Below are 21,291 nucleotides of genomic sequence, written 5' to 3'. Positions count from 1 at the left end.
GATGCGTTGGTGTTCCGTGATGGGACCTGTCAGGCCCCGGGGTGCACGGTGGCCGCGCAGTGTTGCGATATCGACCACCAACACCCCTGGGAAGCAGGTGGGGAAACCACCGGGGAGAACCTCTGGGCGCTGTGCCGGAGGCATCACCGAATGAAATCCCACGGCCACCTGACCCCACCCCCACCCACTAGGGGAAATCGTGCACAGTCCCCACCACGGCATAGACCACCGCCAACCAGACACCATCAACACTCCACCCAGAAGCGACCCACGCCTGCCCCAACAGAGACTGCCCAGGTGAGAGCGACCATGATATGGGCCTCAATACCCATCAAATACTAGCCACCCTGATGAAGAAGTGATGCTGTGACGCCGGGTGGTTCCTTCCATAAGCTGGGTCTAAGAAGGCTGACTCTGGTCATGAGAGGTGCGAGGTAAAAAGTCGCCGATTGCCCGCTTGGGCCCTTGCCTTGCCGTCGGGGCTCGTCCTCTTCGTCGCTCAACCGGCGCCCTACGTCACTGGCGTGCTCATGACGTGAGCTCACTCGCGCTGCTCGGATGTGTCTCGGGACCAGTGGTCTCCTATGTGTAGACCTCCTTCCCCCACAATCATGCGTCCGTCGTCTCAGTCCTCGAGATGACACTGATCTCAGCGTTGGTGTGGGGCCACGGTTGCCTCGCAGCACTGATCGCCGTTGCCTTCACCCTGTGGGTCAGCCGGCGAGACGCCCAAGCCTGTGATGAACGTCCGTCTCTGATGAGGTCGCGCTACGGCTCTGCCTGACACCTCCAACCCGGTGAGCCCGGTACTGTAGACACGTTATGGCAGAAACAGACTTTCCCGCCGAGCTCGCTGAACTGCGCGACACCCTGCGGCGCATTACCGACGTCATCGACGTCGACGCCCTTACTGCTGAGGTTTCCGACCTCGAGCAGGAGGCCGCCGACCCCAACCTCTGGGATAACCAAGAGAACGCCCAAAAGGTGAACTCCCAGCTCAGCCACAAGCAGGCCCAACTCAACCGCGTTCGGTCCCTTGATTCGCGCATCGAAGATGCCGAAGTCATGGCAGAGATGGCCGCGGAGGAAAACGACGCCGATACCGCTGCCGAGGCCACCGCAGAACTCATCTCCATCCGCAAAGCCTTGGCCTCGCTGGAGATCGTCACTCTCATGTCCGGTGAATACGATGAGTACGACGCCGTGGTCACCATCCGTTCAGGGGCCGGGGGAGTGGACGCCGCAGACTTCGCCGAGATGTTACTGCGCATGTACACGCGCTGGGCTGAACGCCGCGACTGGAACGTCAAAATCCTCGACACCTCCTACGCAGAGGAAGCCGGCATCAAGTCCGCCACCTTCGAAGTCCAAGCACCCTACGCGTTCGGGACACTGTCGGTGGAGGCAGGCACTCACCGGCTGGTGCGAATCTCCCCCTTCGACAACCAGGGACGTCGCCAGACCGGGTTCGCAGCCGTGGAAGTCATCCCGCTGCTCGAAGGAACCGAGTCCATTGACATCGACGAAAACGATCTCAAGATCGACGTCTTCCGGTCCTCCGGGCCCGGCGGACAATCCGTCAACACCACTGATTCGGCAGTGCGCATCACCCACCTTCCCTCAGGGATCGTAGTGTCCATGCAGAACGAAAAGTCCCAGATCCAGAACAGGGCCGCCGCGCTGCGTGTCCTGGAGTCCAGGCTTCTGCTGAAGAAAAAAGAAGAGGAAAAGGCTCAGGAGAACGAGATGAAGGGCGATGTGAAAGCAAGCTGGGGTGACCAGATGCGCTCCTACGTTCTGCACCCGTTCCAGATGGTCAAAGACCTCCGCACCGGCCACGAAGTTGGCAATGCCCAAGCAGTGTTCGACGGGGACCTCGACGGGTTCATCGAATCCGGCATCCGCTGGCGCGCTCAAGGCTCCTCCACCAGCTGACATTCAAGGCTGACTTCCCCTATGATCCGCTTCGAACACGTCACTCGCACCTACCGCTCCGGAGGTAAACCGGCCCTTGACGATGTCTCCGTGGAATTCAATCGCGGAGACTTCGTCTTCCTCATCGGTGCCTCAGGATCCGGAAAGTCCACCCTGCTGCGCATGATCCTCCGTGAAGGCCTGCCGCAGAAAGGCAAGGTCACAGTCGCCGGGCAAAACCTAGTGCTGATGCTTGAGCGCCGAGTACCGCACTACCGGCGCAGCATCGGCATGGTCTTTCAAGACTTCCGACTGCTGCCTGACAAAACCATCTACGAAAACGTCGCATTTGCGATGCGAGTGATCGCCGCACCGCGTGGGCACATTAAGAAACAGGTCATGAAAACCCTCGAACGGGTGCAACTGGACCATCTGGCCCGCCGCTATCCTCACGAAATCTCCGGCGGTGAGCAGCAGCGAGCTGCCATCGCGCGAGCCATCGTCAATCAGCCAGCGATTGTGCTGGCCGACGAGCCCACTGGGAACCTAGATCCTCGCGCGTCCGAAGAAGTCATGAAGATTCTGCGCTGGATCAACGCCGCTGGCACCACTGTAGTCATGGCCACCCACGATCGGGCGATCGTCGATCAGACTCAACGCCGCGTGGTGCAGCTGCACAAGGGTCGATTGGTACGCGATGAGCAGCACGGGTCCTACGATCCGCCGGTGGGTTCACCTGCCTGGGAGGTGCTGTCCTCCGAACTCGAAGAAACCGGGCTTCAGGCATCTGATCCCATGCCTATGGTCACTCAAGCCGTGCCAACCGTCGCCCACGACCAGCCCAGCGAACCTGAAGAAGAGGAAGAACCAGGTTTTCGGGTACGCGAATATCAGGTCACCTTCCCGGAAGATGACCCACAGCACTACGAGGCTGAACCCGAGGAATCCCGAGCAGAGGTGGACGCTGCAGCAGTTCCGGACTTTGACGACGACGAGGCCACAGACACTATAGAGCCGGTGACTGAGCCCTCTGCACTGCCGTCCCCGGAAGGGCCCCGAAACTCTGAACGCCCCCATGTTCCCCGTCCGCGGGCATCAGCCGCGGAGTCCACCTATGCGGACACCCAGCACACCGCAGATCAGCTCAGGGCCTCCAAACCTCGGGGTATTTTCGGCAGGAGGAAGCAATGAGCCAGCTGATGTACCAGTTGGGAGAGACCCTCAGCTCCTTGCGCAAGAATGTGGCAATGGTCGCCTCCGTGGTGCTGGTGACGTTCATTTCCTTGACCTTCGTGGGCACCGCCGCCCTGATGCAGCTGCAGGTCAACCAAATGACCGAGGACTTTTATGACCGGTTGGAGATCTCTGTCTTCCTCTGCACCGAATCATCGGCAGAAGCTTCCTGCCCCACTGGTCCGGTCACTGAATCCCAAAGGGACTCCATCGAAGAGATGCTCGACACTGGTGCCGCCAACCAGTATGTCGACTCCTACCGGTATGAAACCCAGGAGGAGGCGCTGGAGAACTTCCTAGCTGATCGCGAAGACAGCGTGCGAGCAGCCAATGTGACAGCGGAAGACATGACCGAATCCTTCCGGATCCTGCTGGAGAACCCGCAGGACTTCGGGATCGTCAATGAGCTGTTCGCCGGCGTCCCCGGAGTGGAAAACGTGGCTGACCAGCAGGCCGTATTGGACCAAATATTCGGCATACTCAACGGGCTCACCGTCGTAGCACTGATCATCGCCGGGGTGATGATTCTATGCACTGTGCTGCTGGTCTCTACGACCATCAGACTCTCAGCGTTCAGCCGCCGCAGAGAAACCTCCATCATGCGCATGGTGGGGGCGTCCAAATCCATGATTCGCACTCCGTTTATCTTCGAGGGAATTATCGCCGCTCTGGCCGGGTCACTCTTAGCCTGTGGCGCCACCTGGGTGGTCGCAGAGTTTTTGATCGGTCAGTGGCTGGCCCAGCAGGTCACGGGGATCGTGTTCATCGGAGCTGCAGAATCATGGATCGTGATGCCCGGCCTGGTGCTGGCTGCTGTCCTCCTGGCCGGTTTATCGTCCTGGGTGACAGTCCGGAAGCACCTGCGGGTATAGTAGAAGGCTGACTTTGTTGGTGCCGAGACCCATGGAAGAGGAGGTGCACTGTGGCGAAGAAGAAGAAGCCTGAGGTCAAAGACCCCAAGAATCACACTATTGCCCGAAATCGGCGTGCCTTCCACGATTTCACTATCCTCGACACCTACGAGGCGGGAATAGTCCTCACCGGCACCGAAGTGAAGTCACTGCGCGAAGGACAAGCTTCTCTGGTGGACGGATTCGCTGCCTTCGACAGCAGACACGAGCTGTGGCTGGAGCAGGTGCACATCCCTGAGTACCTCAACGGAACGTGGACCAACCATGCCACCCGGCGGAAACGGAAACTCCTGCTCCACGGCAAAGAGCTCATCAAGATTTCTAGGCAGGTTGAAGACCCAGGCCTGACTATCGTCCCGCTGCGCTTGTACTTCAAGGACGGCCGAGCCAAAGCCGAGATCGGCATCGCCAAGGGTAAGCGCGAGTTCGACAAACGGCACACGCTGCGTGAGAAACAGGATAACCGCGAGGCGCAGCGGGCCATGCGGGTCAAGAACCGCCAAGCTTCTCTCTGACCCCCAGCAAAATGCCGTGTCCGATTACCGCTAGACACAGGGTGTGGGTCAGGGTGGAATGTCCCTATGGATGCCCAGATCAGTGCCAATGAACGTTACCGAGCGGTGCAGTCGAGGGACCGCCGCTTCGACGGCCAGTTCTTCACGGCGGTGAAGACAACCGGCATCTACTGCAGGCCTTCGTGCCCGGCCATGACGCCCAAGGCATCCAATGTGCAGTTCTTCTCCACCTCGGCGGCAGCTCATGAAGCTGGTTTCCGCGCCTGCAAACGCTGCCTGCCGGAGGCGTCCCCGGGAAGCCCCGAATGGAACCTGCGTCAGGACTTAGCAGGCCGAGCAATGCGGATCATTAGGGAAGGGGCGTTGAACAATGGGAACGTTGATGCGCTGAGCAGTCAGCTGGGTTACAGCAGCAGGCACATTCACCGCACACTCGTCGCTGAACTCGGAGCTGGCCCAGCAGCTCTGGCTAGGGCGCATCGGGCCCAGATCGCTAGGAATCTGCTGGTCAGTTCGGACCTCAAACTTGCTGATATCGCGTTCTCCGCCGGGTTCGGCTCGGTACGCCAATTCAACGACACCATCCGTGAGGTCTATGCAGTAACGCCCACAGAGATTCGTCAGAAGGCAGGCCGCTCCGCGTTAACTCGCGGACCCGAGGGGTCCCGGCTTCAGCTGCAGCTCATGCTCCCGGTCCGCCAACCCTTCGACGCCGAAGGTGTGTTCCGGTTTCTGGCTGAGCGCACTCTGTCTGGGGTGGAATCGACACATCTTGAAAGTGGGCACCTCCGCTATGGGCGCACTCTGCGGCTGCCCCATGGGCCCGGAGCTGTGGAGGTCACTGCAGTTGCCGATGGGGCGGGCGAGTGGCGGTTGTCCATGAGGTGTGAAGTGGGCTCTCTGGCGGATGTCGGCGTCGTTCTGGCGCGGATCCGCAGGATGTTCGATCTGGATGCTGACCCGGCCGCGGTGGACTCCGCGCTCAGTCAGGACGATGTGTTGAGGCCGCTCGTGGCTGAGGTTCCGGGGACGAGACTGGTGGGGACAGCCGAGGCCGAAGAATACGTGGTCCGAGCAGTGGTCGGCCAGCAGATATCAGTTAAGGCGGCACGGACGCACCTGAGCCGGCTGGCGCAGCTGCTCGGCACGCCAGTGGATTCAACGTTCGACGGGCTCAACAGATTGTTTCCAGCACCCGAGGACATCGTAGCGTCGGTACCCGATCCGCCGTTGGAAGGCCCACTGGACCCGGATCGTCCACTTCGCCTGCCCCGACGGTCAATCCGAACCGTCAGGGCAGCTGCTCAGGTCTTGGCACAAGGGTCATTGCATGTCCACCCGGGAGTCCACCCGGACCAGATGCGGGAACAGTTGCTCGCGCTTCCCGGGATCGGGCAGTGGACTGCCGCATACCTGGCGCTCCGGGTGCTGGGAGACCCCAATGACTGGATGACGGGCGACGTCGCCCTGGTGGCTGGTGCCCGCAGGTTGGGACTTGTCGCGGAGGGGACCTCAACGGCAAGGGCGCATCTGGAGCTGGAGGAGCTTGCCCAGCGATGGGCACCTTGGCGTTCCTACGCCGCCATGCACCTGTGGCGAGCAGCTACTAGCGACCCTCTCGGTCCAGCAGGCTCTGTTTGAGGTCAAGACCATAGCGGAAGCCGCCAAGCGTGCCATCTGTGCGCATGACACGGTGGCAGGGCACAAAAAGTGCTGCGGCGTTCTTAGCGCAGGCTCCAGCAGCCGCGCGGACGGCAGCCGCGCTTCCCGAACGCCGCGCGAACTCTGCGTACGTCACGGGCGCGCCAGGTGCTACCTGACGGAGCGTATCCCAGGCGTGCTCCCGGTATGGGCCCGACTTTTGCCGGACGGGCACGGCGCTCGGCGCTGCCACATGCCCGCCGTAATATGACTGCACGGCCTCTTGCGCCTGGGTCAGCACCCGGTCTGAGTCTGCGGAATTGACGCGGACACGCAGCTCGGGGTGAATGAGCGCCCTCAGGGCCGCGGGATCGCTAGTCCAACCGGAGGCCAGCACGTAGTGGTCATCGGCGATGATCGTGAAGGGTCCATCCGGTGTGGCGACTGTAATGTGCATGCTCTTATTCCACCGCTTCCGGCGGTTGGAGTCTAGCGGGAATCGGACCTGACCCTGTGACATTGAAAAATCTCCGTGACCGGGGCACAAAAAAGCCCGAGCAGGCGAACCCGCTCGGGCAGTTTGTGGAGACGGCGGGAATTGAACCCGCGTCCGATCTGGATTTTCGTGGACTTCTACGTGTGTAGTCCGCTGAGCGTGTTACTCGGTCCCAGGTGTCTCACGGACAAGCACCTGACGGACCCAGCCGCATTTAGTGTCGAGTACTCTCCTTGCGGCGAGAAGAGCACTCCATTGGCCATCTAGCTGATGCCAGGCACTGAGTCGATGGCAAACTCAGGCTGACAGACTCGCGTCGCTACTTATGCAGCGAGGGCGAAGTCAGTGCGCTTAGATTCGGCACTTATTGGGTTGCGCAAGGGGTATTTACGTGGTCACTTGGCGTCCACGACACGCTTCTCCACGATCACCTCAGATCGTCGAAACCGATCGTCCCCGTATGGAGTTATCAAACTCGTACCCCCGCCAGTAGCGGGTGTATCAGTCTATCGCAACACAGAATGGCTCGCCACCATTCCTCATTGCCGTTGAACTAACCTGCCAACTGCCACCCGATAGCCAAACCAGCCACTGCTGCAGCGACGCCGCAGACCACATGAACAGTCCACATTCCCACGGCCATCCAGCGGGAACCTGCGATCCACTGCTGGGCAGCCCGCAGGGAGACAGTCGCGAACGTACTCAGGGCGCCGGTCAACCCCAGGGCCAGCAACCCCACCACGAGTGGTTGCCAGCTTGCCGGATCGCCACCGGCGCTGTCGGCAGCGAAAGCGCTGAGGATCCCGACCAGTACGCCCAGCGATAAGCATCCAATAGTGTTGGCCAGGAGTATCCCGGCGCGCAGATAACGGTCCAGCAGGAAGCGAGCGATGGCCCCAACGGCGCCACCGAGTGCTCCTGCTGCCACTACGGCAATGGTGAGTTCGGGCATCATCATGCGTTGTCCTCCTGAGGCGCAGCGCTGCCCTCACGCGTATAGCCGAAGATGGCCCGGCCCACTGTAATGCCCGCAGCAGCGGCAGCCGTGCAGAAAATCATGGAAATCAGCAGGTAGGCCCCCGCTTCCCACAGCTCCGGCGGTACCACCTCAGCGGAGGCCAGTTGGGTGAAGACGTCCGGCTGCTGAACCGAGGTGCCGGCCAAAATCACGGAGGAGAAGGTGGTGTAGGAGCCGAGGAAACCAGTCCCCACGACCGGCAGTGTCCAGCCGGGGAGTCGAGGCCAGGCGTGGGCTACCCCGAAGAGCAAACCGAGCCCACCTGAGCCGGTGAGGTTCACCACCAGGGTGATCCAAGGAAACCGCATGAACTGTTCATCGGAGAGCTCGATGAGCAGCAGTCTCAAGACCGCACCGCAGGCACCGGCGGCGGCAATGCACGCGAGCATGGCGGGCAGCGGCAAATCTGGTTTGCCGGTTGATCCGTGTGCGGGTTCTTCCTCGGTTGTGGGCACGGGGTACAGGATAGACCGTTGGTCAGCGGGCTGTGACACTGACGCGCACGGCATGCGCGACATCATGTCCGATTGGTACGTTCTGTTCCCCGTGTGGTCCGCTGATGACAACATTCCCGTCGGCCGAGGCCACTACTGTGACCTGCGCACCGATCGGCACGTCTTGCTCATCGAGCACGCGCAATGCCGCCGGAACACTGTCATCGACCTGTTCCACCCGCACTTCCACCTCCGCCGGGACCTGGCAGAGCAGTGTTGTCTCCGGGTAGCTCAGGCTCAGCTCCCTGGTGGGGATCGGATCGCCGTGCGGGTCCGTCACGGGGTGTCCGAGTCTGACATCGAGGCGTTCGATGAATGTCTCGGAGACGGCGTGTTCCAGGCGCTCCGCTTCATCGTGGACCTCATCCCAGGAATAACCCATTTCCCGGACCAACCACGTCTCAATCAGCCGATGCCGCCGCACCATAGCCAACGCGAGCTTGCGTCCCTGTTCTGTGAGTCGGACGGGAGCATACGGGGTGTGGTCGACCAAACCTTGCTCCGCCATCTTGCGGATCATTAGCGACACCGACGGGTTTGACACTCCTAGAGTCTTCGCCAATGCGCTGGCCGTGACATCAGCACCTTCCCATTCGGCCAAACCGTAGATGGTCTTGGCGTAGTCCTCGACCGACGTGGTCGCCGGTGCGGCCGCCCCGCTGGAGGGAAGGGTCGAACGGCCCTGAGCTGATGTGCGTGGCATAGGACTATTCTGCCAGCATCGTCGCCACAGGCGGCGGCTGCTCAGACCTCCACAATCCGTGCAGGACGACGACGCCGCCACGCTTGAGCGATCAGCCCCTGTCTGGGAGACAGCAGATACGCGAGGGCGAACTGGGCGGTCGCGGCCAGAACGATAGCTCCACCAGTGGACACATCCCACCAATAACTTGCGTAGACCCCGGCTACTGCGGCGAAGGCACCGACCCCTGCGGAGACCGCCAGCATCGCCCCAAAGCTCCGAACCAACAGGAAGGCCGTAGCCCCGGGGATTACGAGTGCGGCAACCACGAGTATCACTCCAAGGGTCTGCAGGGCTGTCACGGTGGTCAGGGCCAGCAGCATCAGCAGCACCCCGGTCAGCACACCCACAGGCAGTCCGATGGCCCGGGCGTAGGTCCGGTCGAACGCCACCAGGGTGAAGTCCCGGCGTTTGATCAGGAGAATGGTGGCAGTGACAGTTGCGAGCACGCCCACCTGATAGAGATCGATGCGTGAGGTGCCTAGGACGTTCCCGAACAGGATGTGTTGCAGATGGGTCTGTGTCGTCACTGTTGACATCAGGACCAGTCCCAAGGCGAAGAGAGAGGTGAACACCACACCGATAGTGGTGTCGCGCTTCAACGAGGTGGTCTGACTGAGAATTCCTATCAGGGCCACGGCGGCTAACCCGAAGACGAATGCACCGATACCCAGTGGGATACCGAGGAGGAAGGCAAGAACAACGCCGGGCAGGATCGAGTGCGCCACTGCCTCGCCCATGAGCGACCAGCCCATCAGCACCAGCCACGCGGAGAGCATGCCGCAGACCGCTGCAGAGATGACTGCCACAGCCAAGGCGTTCTGCATAAAGGGGTACTGCAGGGGCGTAAGCAGCAGGTCGATCATGACAGGGCCTCCCCGAAGGCCTGGGCGAGCTGCTCGTCGGTCAGTACCTGCGACGGCGGTCCTGCCGCCAAGACTCGGCGGTGAAGCAGAATCACCTCATCGGCCAGGCTGTGCACACCCTCGAGGTGATGGGTGGAGATCAGCACAGTCGTGCCAGCGGTCCTGAGGTTCCGCAGGACGTGCGTGATGAGGTGTTCGCTGGTGCGGTCCACGCCCGCGAAGGGCTCATCGAGAAGCATGAGTGGAGCAAGCTGTGCCAACGCTCTGGCCACGAAGGCCCGTTTGCGCTGCCCGCCGGACAGTTCACCGATTGACCGCTTTCGAAAGTCGATGAGCCGCGTCTGCTCCAGCGCATGGTCAACCGCATCCCGATCAGCGGGCCGAGTGAAGCGGGCGAAACCCATATGTGGGTACCGGCCCATCATGACCACTTGTTCGACCGTGATGGGGAATGTGGGATCAATCTGTTCGTGCTGCGGCACATACGAGACCAGGTTGCGGCGTCGTGCCTTTGCTGAATCCGTGCCGAAAATGCTGATTCGGCCCTGAGCGGCGGGCACCATACCGAGCAGTGCGGAGAACAGCGTGGACTTCCCTGACCCGTTGGCTCCTAGGAGAGCGGTGATCGTGCCCGGACTCAGGCGCAGACTGACATCCTCCAACGCGGTCACTCCGGGGTATCCCGCCGTCAGCGATTCAACGTGAACCGGTGTCTCCGCTGTGCTCATCGGTGGGTCACTCGGCCTTACCCAAGATGGTGTGGGTGGTGTGTTCCAGGAGCTCCAGATGTGTCGGTGCGGGACCGTCGGCGTCGGTCAGTGAATCCACGTGGAGTGGGCCAGCGAGTTCAGCGCCTGTCGTCTCAGCGACCTGGACCTGGGCAGCATCGTTGACGGTGGATTCGCAGAATATCGTCTCCACGCTGTTTTCTTCGACGAAGCGAATCTGCGCTTCCACCTGCTGTGGCGTTCCTTCGTTCTCGGCGTTGAGCGGCCACAAATAGTGCTCGGTGAGTCCCAGGTCCTCGGCCAAGTATCCGAATGCTCCCTCGCAGGTCACCAGGACAGGATCGGCGAGTTCGGCGGCGGCGACCCTGGACTCATCGACGAACTGCTGCAGCTCCTGCCGGTACTTCCCTGCGCGTTCCGAGAAGTGCTCAGCGTCCTCAGGAGAAAGCTCGCTCAGGGCCGCCTCAATGTTGTCCACGTAGGTCATCGACTGTTCTGCTGAGATCCATCCATGAGGGTCGGTAGGTAAGTCGGAGCCTGCACCTGGATCATCAGGGTGCCCCGGAAGTCGAGTGATCGGGCGGGCCTCAATGCCCGCTGAGGCGCTCACTGTGGGCGCCTCGGAGTGGGAGGTGAACTGGCCGAACCACTCCTCCAGGCCGAGACCATTCTCAATGATGAGGTCAGCATCGGCAGCCGCCTGGACATCCGATGGGGTGGGGTCGTATTCATGTACTTCCGCACCGATGGGTGTAATGGAACGCACCTGAATTCTGTCCCCTCCGATGTTCTCGGTCATATCACCGAGCACAGAGAAGGTGGTGACCACCAAGGGCGAGTGATCGGTGTCCGCCTCTTCCTGGGCGCAGGCGCTGAGGGCAAGGGCGCTGATGCAAGGAATCGTCAGGAGGTACTTCGGCATGCCTACACTCTAAAGTTAGTCATGCCTAAAAGTCGAATGTTGGTTCGTTCGGCTGTGCATGGAGGGCATGCAGAGCGTGTGCGTGGAGCAACCCGTTGGTAGCGAGGGCATTGGGACCTGAACATCCCGGATCATTGTCCAAGGATGTGAACTGGCCCCCGGCCTCCGTGACGATCGGTACCAGCGCAGCCATATCGTAGAGTTCTAGCTCGGGTTCGGCGGCGATGTCCACACTGCCTTCGGCCACCATGCAATAAGACCAGAAGTCGCCGTAGGCACGGGTACGCCAGACTCTCTCCGTCAGAGCGAGGAATTGCTCGAGACGGTCAATATCACGCCAACCGTCCAATGATGAGTAGGAGAAGCTCGCATCAGCGGGGGAGGAGACCTGGGAGACGCGTAGCTGTTTGGCGGCTGAGAGTGACTTACCGGTGTAGGCACCACCGTCTTTGGCCGCCCACCAGCGCCGCCCGAGGGCCGGGGCAGAGACGAGCCCGACCACTGGCTCACCATGGTCGACCAAGGCGATCAGCGTCGCCCAGACGGGAACACCCCGGATGAAGTTCTTCGTCCCGTCGATGGGGTCCAGGACCCATCGACGTGGGCCGGAGCCAGTTTCGCCGAACTCCTCACCATAGACCGCGTCTCGACCGCGCGCCCTGGCCAGTTGGGAGCGGATCAGTTCCTCAGCCTCACGGTCTGCCACGGTCACCGGAGTCAGGTCGGGCTTGGTTTCCACAGTGAAGTCCATCCGGCTGAAGTGCTGCATAGTCTTCGCATCAACCGCATCGGCGATCATATGGGCCAGACGGAGGTCTTCGGTGTAGGGGCTGGAAGCGAGGCTCATGACCTCACTCTACGGGGCGCCGAGGCGTTTCTCCCTCTCATCCTCAGGACTTCCGGAGAGTGAGTGGAGCAGATTTCTCAGGCTTGAGAGACGAGCTGGCCCGTTGTCTCCAGCATGGCCCTGCTCCACCCATGCATCCAGCGCGCAGCCCCCCGCCGGAGACTCATGGAGACAGCCCGGTTCACACGAGGCGGACCCCTCGACGAGGTCTTCGAAGGCTGCCAGCACAGCATCAGGGTGAACGTGTGCCAAGCCGAAGCTGCGTACCCCGGGAGTGTCCACCACCCATCCGTCCGGGTCAACCCGCAGTGCCACTGCTGAGGATGAGGTGTGACGACCCCGCCCGGTGACAGCGTTGACTCCGCCGGTGGCGCGGTCGGCGCCGGTGAGCGCATTGACCATGGTGGACTTTCCCACTCCGGAGTGTCCGATGAGGACGGTGACCTGTCCGGCCAACAGTTCGCCCAACCGATCCAGCGTGACACGGGAGAGCTGCTGCTGCTCTTCGTGGCCTGAGATGACGATGGGGAATTCAAGCTCCAAGTAGTGTGAGACGAGGCCCGCTGGGTCAGTCGGGTCTTCCGCCAGGTCGGCCTTCGTGATCAGGAGGATCGGCTCCACCCCTGCATCGTAGGCAGCGGCCAGGGCGCGGTCGATAAAGCCTGTGCGGGGCTCAGGATCGGCTGAGGCAACCACGATCAGCAGCTGATCCGCGTTTGCCACGATGACCCGCTCGGCTTCGTCGGTGTCGTCGGCAGAACGGCGCAGAAGCGTGCGGCGTTCCTCCACCCGGACCAGCCGGGCCAAAGTGCCTGCGGTGGCTGACGTGTCGCCGACCAGCCTCACCATGTCCCCGGGGACTACTGGTGAGCGCCGAAGCGCCTTGGCGCGCATGGCGGTGACCACCCGGTCTGGCGCAGATCCTCGGGCTTCCAAGAAGCAGGTGTACCTTCCGCGGTCTACCTGAACAACGCGGGCCAACTCGGCATCAGAGTAGTCAGGAGTCTCCTTAGTCCGTGGCCGGGAGCCGCGTTTATTCGGCCGCACGCGCACGCGGGATTCATCCCATGAGTCCCAGCGGTTCATGCCTGTACCAGGGCGGACCACCGGTCTGGGAAATCGGGCATCGTTTTAGCTGTGCTGCCGATATCTTCGACCACCACACCGGGGACGGCAAGCCCGAGTACGGCTCCGAAGGTAGCCATCCGGTGGTCGGCGTAGCTGAGGACAGTATCTGCACGGTTCACAGGGGAGAGCACGCGAAAACCGTCGTCCGTCTCCTCTGCGGCTCCTCCCAGGCGGCGAACTTCATTCACCAGTGCAGCAATCCTGTTAGTCTCATGACCTCGCAGATGCCCCACTGAGGTGAATTTGGTCTCTTCCGAGCACAGGGCTGCCAGGGCGCCCACCGTTGGAGTGAGCTCGGCGGTGCCGTCCACCGTCCCCGGGCTGGTCAACCGCTCCGGACCCCTGACCGTTAGGGAACCGGAAGTTTCTGATGTAGGGGCCAAAGTCACCTGGCACCCAAAGTCACTCAGCAACTGTGGCCAGCGGCGTCCAATCTGCGTGGATTCCAGCGGCCAACCGGGCATGGTCACTTCGCCACCGGTGACTGCAGCTGCGCACAGAAACGGCCCCGCGTTGGACAAGTCAGGCTCAATTCGGATGGTGAAAGGAAGGATCGGCCCCGGCTCAATTCGCCACGTGAACGGCTTGGGGCTGCTGACTCCTACTCCCAGGTCGGCGAGGACTTTGAGCGTCATCTCCACATGTTCCAGTGACGGCACCTGAGTGCCGGCGTGGTGAAGCGTCAGGCCAGCCGGCATACGAGAGGCAGCCAAGAGCAGCCCGGAGACGAACTGACTCGATTCGGAGGCGTCGATCGTGACCTCACCGCCTCTGAGCCCGTGCGGAGAGTTGACGGTGAAGGGGAGATGACCCGGCGCACCGTCTTCGGTAATGGGCACCCCAAGAGATCGCAGACCGTCCAATACGGCACCCATGGGGCGCACTCTCGCCTCAGGATCCCCGTCGAACTGCACGTGACGCTGTGAAAGTGCCGCAACTGCGGGGAGGAATCGCATCACTGTCCCGGCAAGCCCGCAGTCGACTGTGATGGGCCCAGTACCCGGGCTGAACGGAGTGATCCGAACTGCGTTCTCCCCAGATCCCTCCCAGTCGGTGATGGCTTCCACCTGAGCGCCCAGGGCTTCCAGAGCCGCGAGCATGAGCGCCGAATCACGGGATTCGAGGGGGTTCACCACAACAGAGGGGCCCTCGGCAAGTGCTGCGAGCAGCAAGTACCTGTTCGTGAGGGACTTTGACGCAGGAACAGTTGCTTCTCCGCTGACGGGTGAGTCTGCGAAGGGTGCATCCCAGCCGCTGGAGTGCCCGCCAGCGCCTAGCCCAGCGTTCACAGTGTTCCGGTGGTGGTCCTTCAACGGAATCTGAAGTCGGTTCAGGAGACCTTGTCCTTTGCCTTCCGTGCTTCAGCGGTTGTGGACTTCACAGCCTTCTTTGCCTGCTTCTCAGCCTTCTTGAAGTTCTTCTTGGCGTCTTTTTCCCAGGCGGTGAGCGCGCTGGTGGCGTCGTCGCCCAGATCCTCTGCCCACTTGCGGGTCTTGTCGCCGAACTTCGCGCCCTTCTTCTTGGCGCGTTTGGAGATATGCTCTGCTCGCCAGCCCAAGGATGGTTTGCCGTCCAGGTCCACCACGGCAAGGCTCAATCCACCCAGGATTGAGATGTTCTTCAGCAGCGTCTTCCGCTGGGCGACCTCATCCCCTGCGGCTTGAAGCTGCGCCGACCGAAACTCTGCGTAAGAGTTGAGCTTATGAACCCCGCACAGGGTCAGTGCAGCTACGCGGGGGAACTTTCCGAATGCCAATGACACGCCGGCAGCAACTTGAACGCCGCCGATCACCTGAGCGGTGAGCCGAGGTTTCGCAGCGAGTTGATCAGCCTGTGAGACTAAGCCGGCGAGCTCGTCCAAGGCGGGTGAAAGCTCTTGCGCAGCTTCATCGGGGTTGCGCAGCTTCTCCACGCCGTCGTAGATGAAGGTTGCGCCGAGCAGCGGCCGGGCAATTTTGCGGATCAGAGTCATGCTAGTTCCTCCTTGAGGCGGGAATCCCGCGCGTAAAAACGCTTGTCCAACACTAATCTATCAAGTGGTCAGGAATGTGGGAGCCTTCGCCGTGGTTCTGACTAGCATGAATGTCGCAGTACTAGACCGTCCCGCGAAGTATCAGGCGGTGGGCGTAGACTCAGATGTGATGAGTGAGCGCCCTGCCCCTGCTTCCACCCTGTCCGAGGAGATCGACGTCTCCGCAGAGACAGACGCTGCGCGACGAACAAGGTTCGAGAGCGAGGCGTTGCAGTACGTCGATCAGTTGTACTCGGCTGCGATGCGGATGACCCGCAACCCCCAGGATGCTGAAGATCTGGTTCAGGAGGCCTACACCAAAGCCTATTCGGCTTTCCACCAGTACAGGCCCGGCACCAATCTCAAGGCGTGGCTGTACCGGATCCTGACAAACACGTACATCAACATTTACCGGAAGAAGCAGCGCCAGCCCCTGCAAGCCAATACGGACACTGTAGAGGATTGGCAGATGGCCCAGGCTGCTGAGCACACGAGCTCTGGACTGCGGTCGGCAGAGGCCGAAGCCCTGGATCACCTTCCGGATAACGACGTGAAAGAAGCCCTTCAGCAGATCCCCGAAGAGTTCCGCTTGGCCGTGTACTTCTCAGATGTTGAAGGATTCGCCTATAAAGAGATCGCCGAAATTCTGAACATCCCGATCGGTACGGTCATGTCCAGACTTCACCGGGGGCGGAAACTACTGCGCAGTCTGTTGTCTGAGTACGCGCGCGAGCGAGGATTCACGCGGGGGAAGGAGAGCTGATGGGCACGGAGAACTGCAGAGACTGTGAGTCGACGGCCGAGGCCGTAGAACGCCTGGAGCGTATCTACGAGTATCTCGACGGCGCCTTATCCCGTGACGACATCGGTGAAGTTCAGAACCACCTGAGCGACTGTCCGGAGTGCGCCTCAGACTACGATCTGGAATGTCTGATCCGGTCGGTGGTCAAACGGTCGTGTACTGAGCAGGCCCCTGAGACGCTGAAGCTGACCATTATCCAACGGATCAGCCAGATCAAAATCGAAGCCCGGCACTGACCTGAGCCAGGCCCTGGTGCTGTGGCTTTCCCCAGCCCTGGGCCCGGTCCTGTAAACTAGCTCGGGTTGTCAACGAAAGGAGTCCACTATGGGTAAGCGTGGACGTAAACGCAAGGCACGCCGCAAGAACAGCGCCAATCACGGCAAGCGGCCAAACGCCTGAGCGTCACCAGCAGAGTAAGGCTCCACCAGTGAATGCTGGTGGAGCCTTACTCGTTAACCCCCAGCCAGCCGTGCCATCCACGGTGGAGGACCAGCCATGCAATGAGGCCGAACGCTGCCTGACCGGGTCGACCCTCGTTGGCGGTGAGGTCGGTACGCCACTGAGCGTGGTCCACCAGAGGGGTGAAGACATCAACGTAGGTGTGACCTCGGCGCTCGGCAACATCCATATAGGCGCGGTTGAGTTCACCGATGCGCCTGTTGTGATCCTCTTCGAGTCCCGGTACTGGGCCCACTACGAAGCATCTGATTCCCTGCTGGGAAGCCCGGTCAAGAATGTTGGCCAAGTTCAGCCGAGCTCGCGCGGAGGACGCCGAGCGGAGATCTTTGTCATTGAGGGTCACCAGTAGGTACCGCTCGACGGCGTCTTCTCCGGCGATCGGACCGAAACGTGAAGCAGCCTCCGCCTCCCAGCGTCGGGAGAGCGCTTCGACGCCCTCCCCGGGAACCGCCAGCACATAAGGCTCCAGCTGGATGTCCTCAAGTGGCGTCTTCGACAACACCCGGCCCAGCCAGCCCAGAGCCCGCGGATCCGCAGCAGAGGTCAGCAGCTCGTCGCCGACGGCCACTAATCGGACCCTCCGCGGAAGCGTGTCACCCTCCATCACAGGTCCAAGTGCGTGAAGGCTTGCGAGAGCAGCGTGTCCAGCTCCTTGGCGTGGCGTTTAGCCTGACCCACCGATGTGGCCGCAGATTCGGACCGTGCCACCAAAGAAAAATCCTGAGACATTCGAGGGGCAAAGTTCATTCCGAAGAACGGCCACGGACCCTGGTTCTCTGGCTCATCCTGAGCGTAAACAAAGGCCTCGGCATTGGTGTACTTATCGAGTTCGGCTTGGAGCGTCTCCACCGGCATGGGATACAGCTGTTCCAGGCGCACGATGGCGGTGGTCTCGTCCTCATGCTTGGTGCGCTTGGCGACGAGGTCGTAGTACAACCGGCCGGAGACCACAAGCACCCTCTTGACCTTTGCGGGGTCAACGTCCCGGTCGGGGATGACTTCCTGGAAAGTACCAGTCGTGAAATCCTCCACCGAGTTCGCAGCAGCCTTCAGGCGCAGCAGTTGTTTGGGGCTGAACACGATCAGCGGGCGGCGAGGACGTGCAACAGCCTGGCGACGCAGCAGATGGAAGACATTGGCACCTGTTGAGGGCATGACCACTGTCATATTGTCCTCAGCGCACAGCTGCAGGAAACGCTCCGGGCGTCCTGAGGAGTGATCCGGGCCCTGTCCTTCATATCCGTGCGGAAGCAGCATCACTAGCGAGGAGCGCTGGCCCCATTTCTGCTCCGCAGTCGCAACAAACTCGTCAATGATGATCTGGCCACCGTTGACAAAGTCACCGAACTGAGCTTCCCAGAGCACCAGGGAACTGGGATTCTCCACGGAGTAGCCGTATTCGAACCCGAGGGCGGCGTATTCGGAGAGGTGTGAATCGTAGATGAAGAACCGGCCTTGGTCATCGGTGAGGTTCTTCAGCGGATACCACTCGTCACCATTTGCGCGGTCGTGGAAGACAGCGTGACGCTGAACGAATGTACCGCGACGGGAGTCCTGACCGGACATCCGGACAGGGATTCCTTCCATCAGCAGTGAACCGAAGGCTGCGATCTCCGCAAACCCCCAGTCGATACCACCTTCGCGGGTCATCTTGGCGCGCTTCTCCAGCAGTGACTTCAGCTTAGGATGCGGGGTGAAGCCTTCTGGAATGTTGGTGTGCACTTCACCGATATGTGCCAGCGTCTCACTGCTGATGGCGGTGTCATCTGGCGAGCGTTCCGGCTTTTCGTCCTCTTCCTGCGAAGCGGTGGGGGCAACCTCATTGTTTGAAGACCCGCCACTCGCTTCGACGGTGGAGACCGGCTGAGTCTGAGCAGCGTGCGTTTCGGTGAAGACACGTTCCAGCCGCTGACGGTAGTCCGCCAGTGCCTGGTCTGCTTCCTCCTGGGTGATATCGCCACGTCCGACCAGCGCCTCAGTGTAGAGCCGGCGGGTAGTGCGCTTGGCCTCCACGAGGTTGTACATCTTGGGCTGAGTCATCGAGGGGTCGTCACCCTCGTTGTGACCACGGCGTCGGTAGCAGACGAGGTCAATGACAACATCCTTGTTGAACCGCTGACGGTAGCGGAAGGACAGTTGAGCAACCCGGGCTACGGATTCGGGGTCATCTGAATTGACGTGGAACACCGGGGCTTGGATGGCCTTCGCCATGTCCGTGCAGTAGGTCATGGACCTCGCCGCAGACGGCGCCGTCGTGAAACCGACCTGGTTGTTGACCACCACGTGCACGGTGCCACCTGTGCGGTATCCGCGCAGCTGCGACATGTTCAGCGTCTCTGCCACGACTCCTTGGCCCGCGAAGGCAGCGTCGCCGTGGATCAGCAGTGGCATCACCGAGAAACTGTTGAGGTTATCCGCACCGCGGTCCAGACGGTCCTGCATAGCGCGGACTACACCTTCGAGAACTGGGTTGACGGCTTCCAGGTGTGAAGGGTTGGCGGCCAAGTAGACCCGGGTGGTGTTTCCTCGGTCGGAGGTGAAGGAGCCTCGCGTGCCCAGGTGGTATTTCACATCTCCGGAGCCTGAGCTGGAGCCCGCTTCGCGGCCTTCGAATTCGCGGAAGACCTGGGCGTAGGTCTTACCGGCAATGTTGGTGAGCACATTGAGCCGGCCACGGTGAGCCATGCCGATAGCGACCTCGTCGAGGCCTTCATCGGCTGCCCCGGACAGGATGGTGTCAAGCAGCGGAATGAGCGCCTCGCCGCCCTCGAGAGAGAACCTCTTCTGCCCCACGAATTTGGTCTGCAGGAACGTTTCGAAGGCCTCTGCCGAGTTGAGTCGTCCAAGAATCCTGAACTGCTCGTCGCGGCTTGGCTTTGTGTAGGGGTGTTCGATCTCCTCCTGAAACCAATGCCGCTCTTCGGGGGACTGCAGGTGCATGTACTCGACGCCGGTGTTGCGGCAATAGGTGTCACGCAGCACACCCAGAATGGACCGCAGCGGCAGCGACTGCTTGCCGCCGAAGCCACCTGTGGGCCACTCTCGGTCCAAATCCCACAGGGTCAGACCGTGGTTTTCGATATCCAGGTCCGGGTGGGCGCGCATCTTGTATTCCAGGGGGTCCACTGAGGCCATGAGGTGCCCCCGGACCCGGTAGGAGTGGATGAGCTGCTGGATCCGAGCGACCTTATTGATCTGCTCTTCAGGATTGACCTGTATGTCAGCCGACCAGTGAATGGGCTGGTAGGGGATGCGCAGCGCTTCGAAGATTTCCTCGTAGAAATCATCTCTGCCCAGCAGCAGCTCGTGAATGGTCTTCAAGAATTCCCCGGAGCCAGCGCCCTGGATCACACGGTGGTCATAGGTGGAGGTCAGAGTGATGACCTTGGAGACCGCCAAATTGTTCAGCGTCTTCTCTGAGGCACCCTGGAACTCCGCCGGGTACTCCAGAGCGCCGACACCGACGATGACGGCTTGGCCTTTGGAAAGCCGCGGAACTGAATGGACCGTTCCGATGCCGCCGGGGTTGGTCAGGCTCACAGTCGTCCCGGAGTAGTCACCCGGGGTGAGCTTGTTGTCCCGGGCCCGCTTGACCAGATCGTCATAGGCGGCCCACCAATCGGTGAAGCTGAGTTCTTCGGCTCCCTTGATGTTCGGCACGATCAGTGCGCGGGTGCCGTCCGGCCGCGGCATGTCAATGGCCAACCCGAAGTTCACCTGTGCCGGGTGGACAGCGGTGGGCTTGCCGTCGATGACGTCATAGGTGACGTTCATTGACGGGTGCTCCCGCAGTGCCTTGAGCATGGCAAAGCCGACCAGGTGGGTGAAGGAAACCTTCCCGCCCCGAGTGCGCTTGAGGTGATTGTTGATCACAGTGCGGTTGTCGATGAGCAGCTTGGCAGGCACAGCCCGGACCGTGGTGGCAGTGGGAACCTCCAGAGAGGCGTCCATATTCGCTGCGATCGCCTTCGAAATGCCCTTCAGGACCTTGTGCTCGTCCTCCTTGGGCTTTTCCTTCTTGCTCTCAGAGGCCTCGGCTGCGGAGGGTTCTGAAGGAATAGGACGCGTGGGGTCGGCCCTACGGGTGGCAGGCTGGCTCGGAGCCTGCGGCTTCGTCTCCGTCTTGGAGGTCTTCTCACCCTTGGGTTTCTGCGCACTTTCCGGTTCCGCGGGCTTCGCGGTCGCGGGGGTGGTCTCGTCCTTCGGCGGCTTCTGATTGCTCGCCGTGGGCTCAGAATCGACGCTGTCCCTAGGTGCCTTCTCGGCCGTGGCGGCGTCCTTCTTCGCAGGCTTCTCAGCCTGTTGGGTACTCTCGCCGGCACCGTTGGTGGACTCTGACTCCAGGTTCTTGAAGATGTCCGCCCATTTGCGGTCTACCGAGTCAGGGTCCTCGCGGTACTTGTCATATATGTCGGCGACCAACCATTCATTGCCGGGAAATTCTTCCGCGAGACGGCTGGACGTTAGCTCTGGCACTGTGGATACGCCTCTTCCATTGTGATCTGGTTGCCGGGCACAGCGTCGTGCCTCAGTGGATCATTCGCACTCCAGCATAGTGACTTTC

General features: G+C 61.3%; 23 protein-coding genes and 1 other RNA gene. 10 read left to right on the top strand and 14 right to left on the bottom strand.

The window, feature by feature from the left end:
- Nucleotides 1–9: 9 nt before the first annotated feature.
- The 7 genes from FH975_RS11300 (at nt 10) to FH975_RS11270 (ending at nt 6,214) form a co-directional block, all read left to right on the top strand.
- Nucleotides 10–342 carry an HNH endonuclease signature motif containing protein gene (locus tag FH975_RS11300; RefSeq protein ID WP_328821868.1) on the top strand — a complete coding sequence of 111 codons (333 nt, stop codon included), beginning with the start codon at nt 10–12 and terminating at the stop codon, nt 340–342.
- A 295-nt stretch (nt 343–637) separates the two neighbouring features.
- Nucleotides 638–784 (top strand): hypothetical protein, encoded by a 147-nt coding sequence (locus FH975_RS11295; RefSeq protein ID WP_162321413.1) that lies wholly within the window; start codon nt 638–640, stop codon nt 782–784.
- A 38-nt stretch (nt 785–822) separates the two neighbouring features.
- Nucleotides 823–1,935: a peptide chain release factor 2 gene (gene prfB / locus FH975_RS11290; protein ID WP_162321412.1), complete on the top strand. Its 1,113-nt coding sequence runs from the start codon at nt 823–825 to the stop codon at nt 1,933–1,935.
- Between the two features lie 21 nt (nt 1,936–1,956).
- Nucleotides 1,957–3,105, top strand: a complete 1,149-nt coding sequence (gene ftsE / locus FH975_RS11285; protein WP_162321411.1) for a cell division ATP-binding protein FtsE — start codon at nt 1,957–1,959, stop codon at nt 3,103–3,105.
- The gene (ftsX, locus tag FH975_RS11280) at nt 3,102–4,019 is read left to right on the top strand and encodes a permease-like cell division protein FtsX (protein ID WP_162321410.1); all 918 of its coding nucleotides are present in this window, start codon (nt 3,102–3,104) and stop codon (nt 4,017–4,019) included. The genes ftsE and ftsX overlap by 4 nt, the downstream gene beginning before the upstream one ends.
- A 50-nt stretch (nt 4,020–4,069) precedes the next feature.
- Entirely contained in the window at nt 4,070–4,573 is a 504-nt protein-coding gene (gene smpB, locus FH975_RS11275; protein WP_153078497.1) for an SsrA-binding protein SmpB, read from the top strand.
- 66 nt (nt 4,574–4,639) lie between these two features.
- Entirely contained in the window at nt 4,640–6,214 is a 1,575-nt protein-coding gene (locus tag FH975_RS11270) for a DNA-3-methyladenine glycosylase 2 family protein (protein WP_162321409.1), read from the top strand.
- Here the strand turns inward: FH975_RS11270 and FH975_RS11265 are convergent.
- The 12 genes from FH975_RS11265 to FH975_RS11210 form a co-directional block, all read right to left on the bottom strand.
- Nucleotides 6,180–6,671 (bottom strand): methylated-DNA--[protein]-cysteine S-methyltransferase, encoded by a 492-nt coding sequence (locus FH975_RS11265; protein WP_153078499.1) that lies wholly within the window; start codon nt 6,669–6,671, stop codon nt 6,180–6,182. The two genes, FH975_RS11270 and FH975_RS11265, sit on opposite strands and share 35 nt — an antisense overlap.
- Nucleotides 6,672–6,794: 123 nt before the next feature.
- Nucleotides 6,795–7,168, bottom strand: a transfer-messenger RNA (tmRNA) gene (gene ssrA, locus FH975_RS11260).
- 95 nt (nt 7,169–7,263) lie between these two features.
- Nucleotides 7,264–7,668 (bottom strand): CrcB family protein, encoded by a 405-nt coding sequence (locus FH975_RS11255; protein ID WP_153078500.1) that lies wholly within the window; start codon nt 7,666–7,668, stop codon nt 7,264–7,266.
- Nucleotides 7,665–8,183 carry a fluoride efflux transporter FluC gene (locus FH975_RS11250; protein WP_162321408.1) on the bottom strand — a complete coding sequence of 173 codons (519 nt, stop codon included), beginning with the start codon at nt 8,181–8,183 and terminating at the stop codon, nt 7,665–7,667. The genes FH975_RS11255 and FH975_RS11250 overlap by 4 nt, the downstream gene beginning before the upstream one ends.
- Before the next feature lie 22 nt (nt 8,184–8,205).
- Entirely contained in the window at nt 8,206–8,925 is a 720-nt protein-coding gene (locus FH975_RS11245) for a metal-dependent transcriptional regulator (protein WP_162321407.1), read from the bottom strand.
- Between the two features lie 41 nt (nt 8,926–8,966).
- Entirely contained in the window at nt 8,967–9,830 is an 864-nt protein-coding gene (locus FH975_RS11240; protein ID WP_162321406.1) for a metal ABC transporter permease, read from the bottom strand.
- On the bottom strand, nt 9,827–10,558 hold the full coding sequence (locus FH975_RS11235; RefSeq protein WP_162321405.1) for a metal ABC transporter ATP-binding protein: 732 nt from the start codon (nt 10,556–10,558) through the stop codon (nt 9,827–9,829). Before FH975_RS11235 ends, FH975_RS11240 begins: the two co-directional genes overlap by 4 nt.
- Before the next feature lie 7 nt (nt 10,559–10,565).
- A complete protein-coding gene (locus FH975_RS11230; RefSeq protein ID WP_162321404.1) occupies nt 10,566–11,480 on the bottom strand; it encodes a metal ABC transporter solute-binding protein, Zn/Mn family in 915 nt (304 codons plus the stop codon).
- A gap of 25 nt (nt 11,481–11,505) precedes the next feature.
- The gene (gene hisN, locus FH975_RS11225; protein WP_153078506.1) at nt 11,506–12,327 is read right to left on the bottom strand and encodes a histidinol-phosphatase; all 822 of its coding nucleotides are present in this window, start codon (nt 12,325–12,327) and stop codon (nt 11,506–11,508) included.
- Nucleotides 12,328–12,336: 9 nt separating this feature from the next.
- Nucleotides 12,337–13,413 (bottom strand): ribosome small subunit-dependent GTPase A, encoded by a 1,077-nt coding sequence (gene rsgA / locus FH975_RS11220; RefSeq protein WP_153078507.1) that lies wholly within the window; start codon nt 13,411–13,413, stop codon nt 12,337–12,339.
- Entirely contained in the window at nt 13,410–14,744 is a 1,335-nt protein-coding gene (aroA, locus tag FH975_RS11215; protein ID WP_328821867.1) for a 3-phosphoshikimate 1-carboxyvinyltransferase, read from the bottom strand. The genes rsgA and aroA overlap by 4 nt, the downstream gene beginning before the upstream one ends.
- A gap of 41 nt (nt 14,745–14,785) precedes the next feature.
- Nucleotides 14,786–15,427: a DoxX family protein gene (locus tag FH975_RS11210; RefSeq protein ID WP_153078509.1), complete on the bottom strand. Its 642-nt coding sequence runs from the start codon at nt 15,425–15,427 to the stop codon at nt 14,786–14,788.
- 169 nt (nt 15,428–15,596) lie between these two features.
- Between FH975_RS11210 and FH975_RS11205 the strand changes: the two genes are divergently transcribed.
- The 3 genes from FH975_RS11205 to FH975_RS17090 all read left to right on the top strand — a co-directional run bounded on the left by FH975_RS11205 (nt 15,597) and on the right by FH975_RS17090 (nt 16,667).
- Nucleotides 15,597–16,229, top strand: coding sequence for a sigma-70 family RNA polymerase sigma factor (locus tag FH975_RS11205; RefSeq protein ID WP_153078510.1), 633 nt, complete (start codon nt 15,597–15,599; stop codon nt 16,227–16,229).
- Complete coding sequence (gene rsrA / locus FH975_RS11200) at nt 16,229–16,504, top strand: mycothiol system anti-sigma-R factor (protein ID WP_153078511.1); 276 nt, start codon at nt 16,229–16,231, stop codon at nt 16,502–16,504. The genes FH975_RS11205 and rsrA overlap by 1 nt, the downstream gene beginning before the upstream one ends.
- A gap of 88 nt (nt 16,505–16,592) precedes the next feature.
- Nucleotides 16,593–16,667: a 50S ribosomal protein bL37 gene (locus FH975_RS17090; protein WP_373868394.1), complete on the top strand. Its 75-nt coding sequence runs from the start codon at nt 16,593–16,595 to the stop codon at nt 16,665–16,667.
- Between the two features lie 46 nt (nt 16,668–16,713).
- Here the strand turns inward: FH975_RS17090 and FH975_RS11195 are convergent, their stop codons facing one another.
- Together FH975_RS11195 and FH975_RS11190 are read right to left on the bottom strand one after the other, a co-directional pair.
- Nucleotides 16,714–17,331, bottom strand: a complete 618-nt coding sequence (locus FH975_RS11195) for a GDSL-type esterase/lipase family protein (protein WP_153078512.1) — start codon at nt 17,329–17,331, stop codon at nt 16,714–16,716.
- Nucleotides 17,331–21,203 (bottom strand): multifunctional oxoglutarate decarboxylase/oxoglutarate dehydrogenase thiamine pyrophosphate-binding subunit/dihydrolipoyllysine-residue succinyltransferase subunit, encoded by a 3,873-nt coding sequence (locus FH975_RS11190; RefSeq protein ID WP_153078513.1) that lies wholly within the window; start codon nt 21,201–21,203, stop codon nt 17,331–17,333. The genes FH975_RS11195 and FH975_RS11190 overlap by 1 nt, the downstream gene beginning before the upstream one ends.
- Nucleotides 21,204–21,291: the final 88 nt, after the last annotated feature.

This window comes from Nesterenkonia haasae, assembly GCF_010119385.1.
Classification (GTDB): domain Bacteria; phylum Actinomycetota; class Actinomycetes; order Actinomycetales; family Micrococcaceae; genus Nesterenkonia; species Nesterenkonia haasae.
Note: the sequence above shows the minus strand (reverse complement) of the source record. Positions and strands in the feature narration are given on the sequence as shown.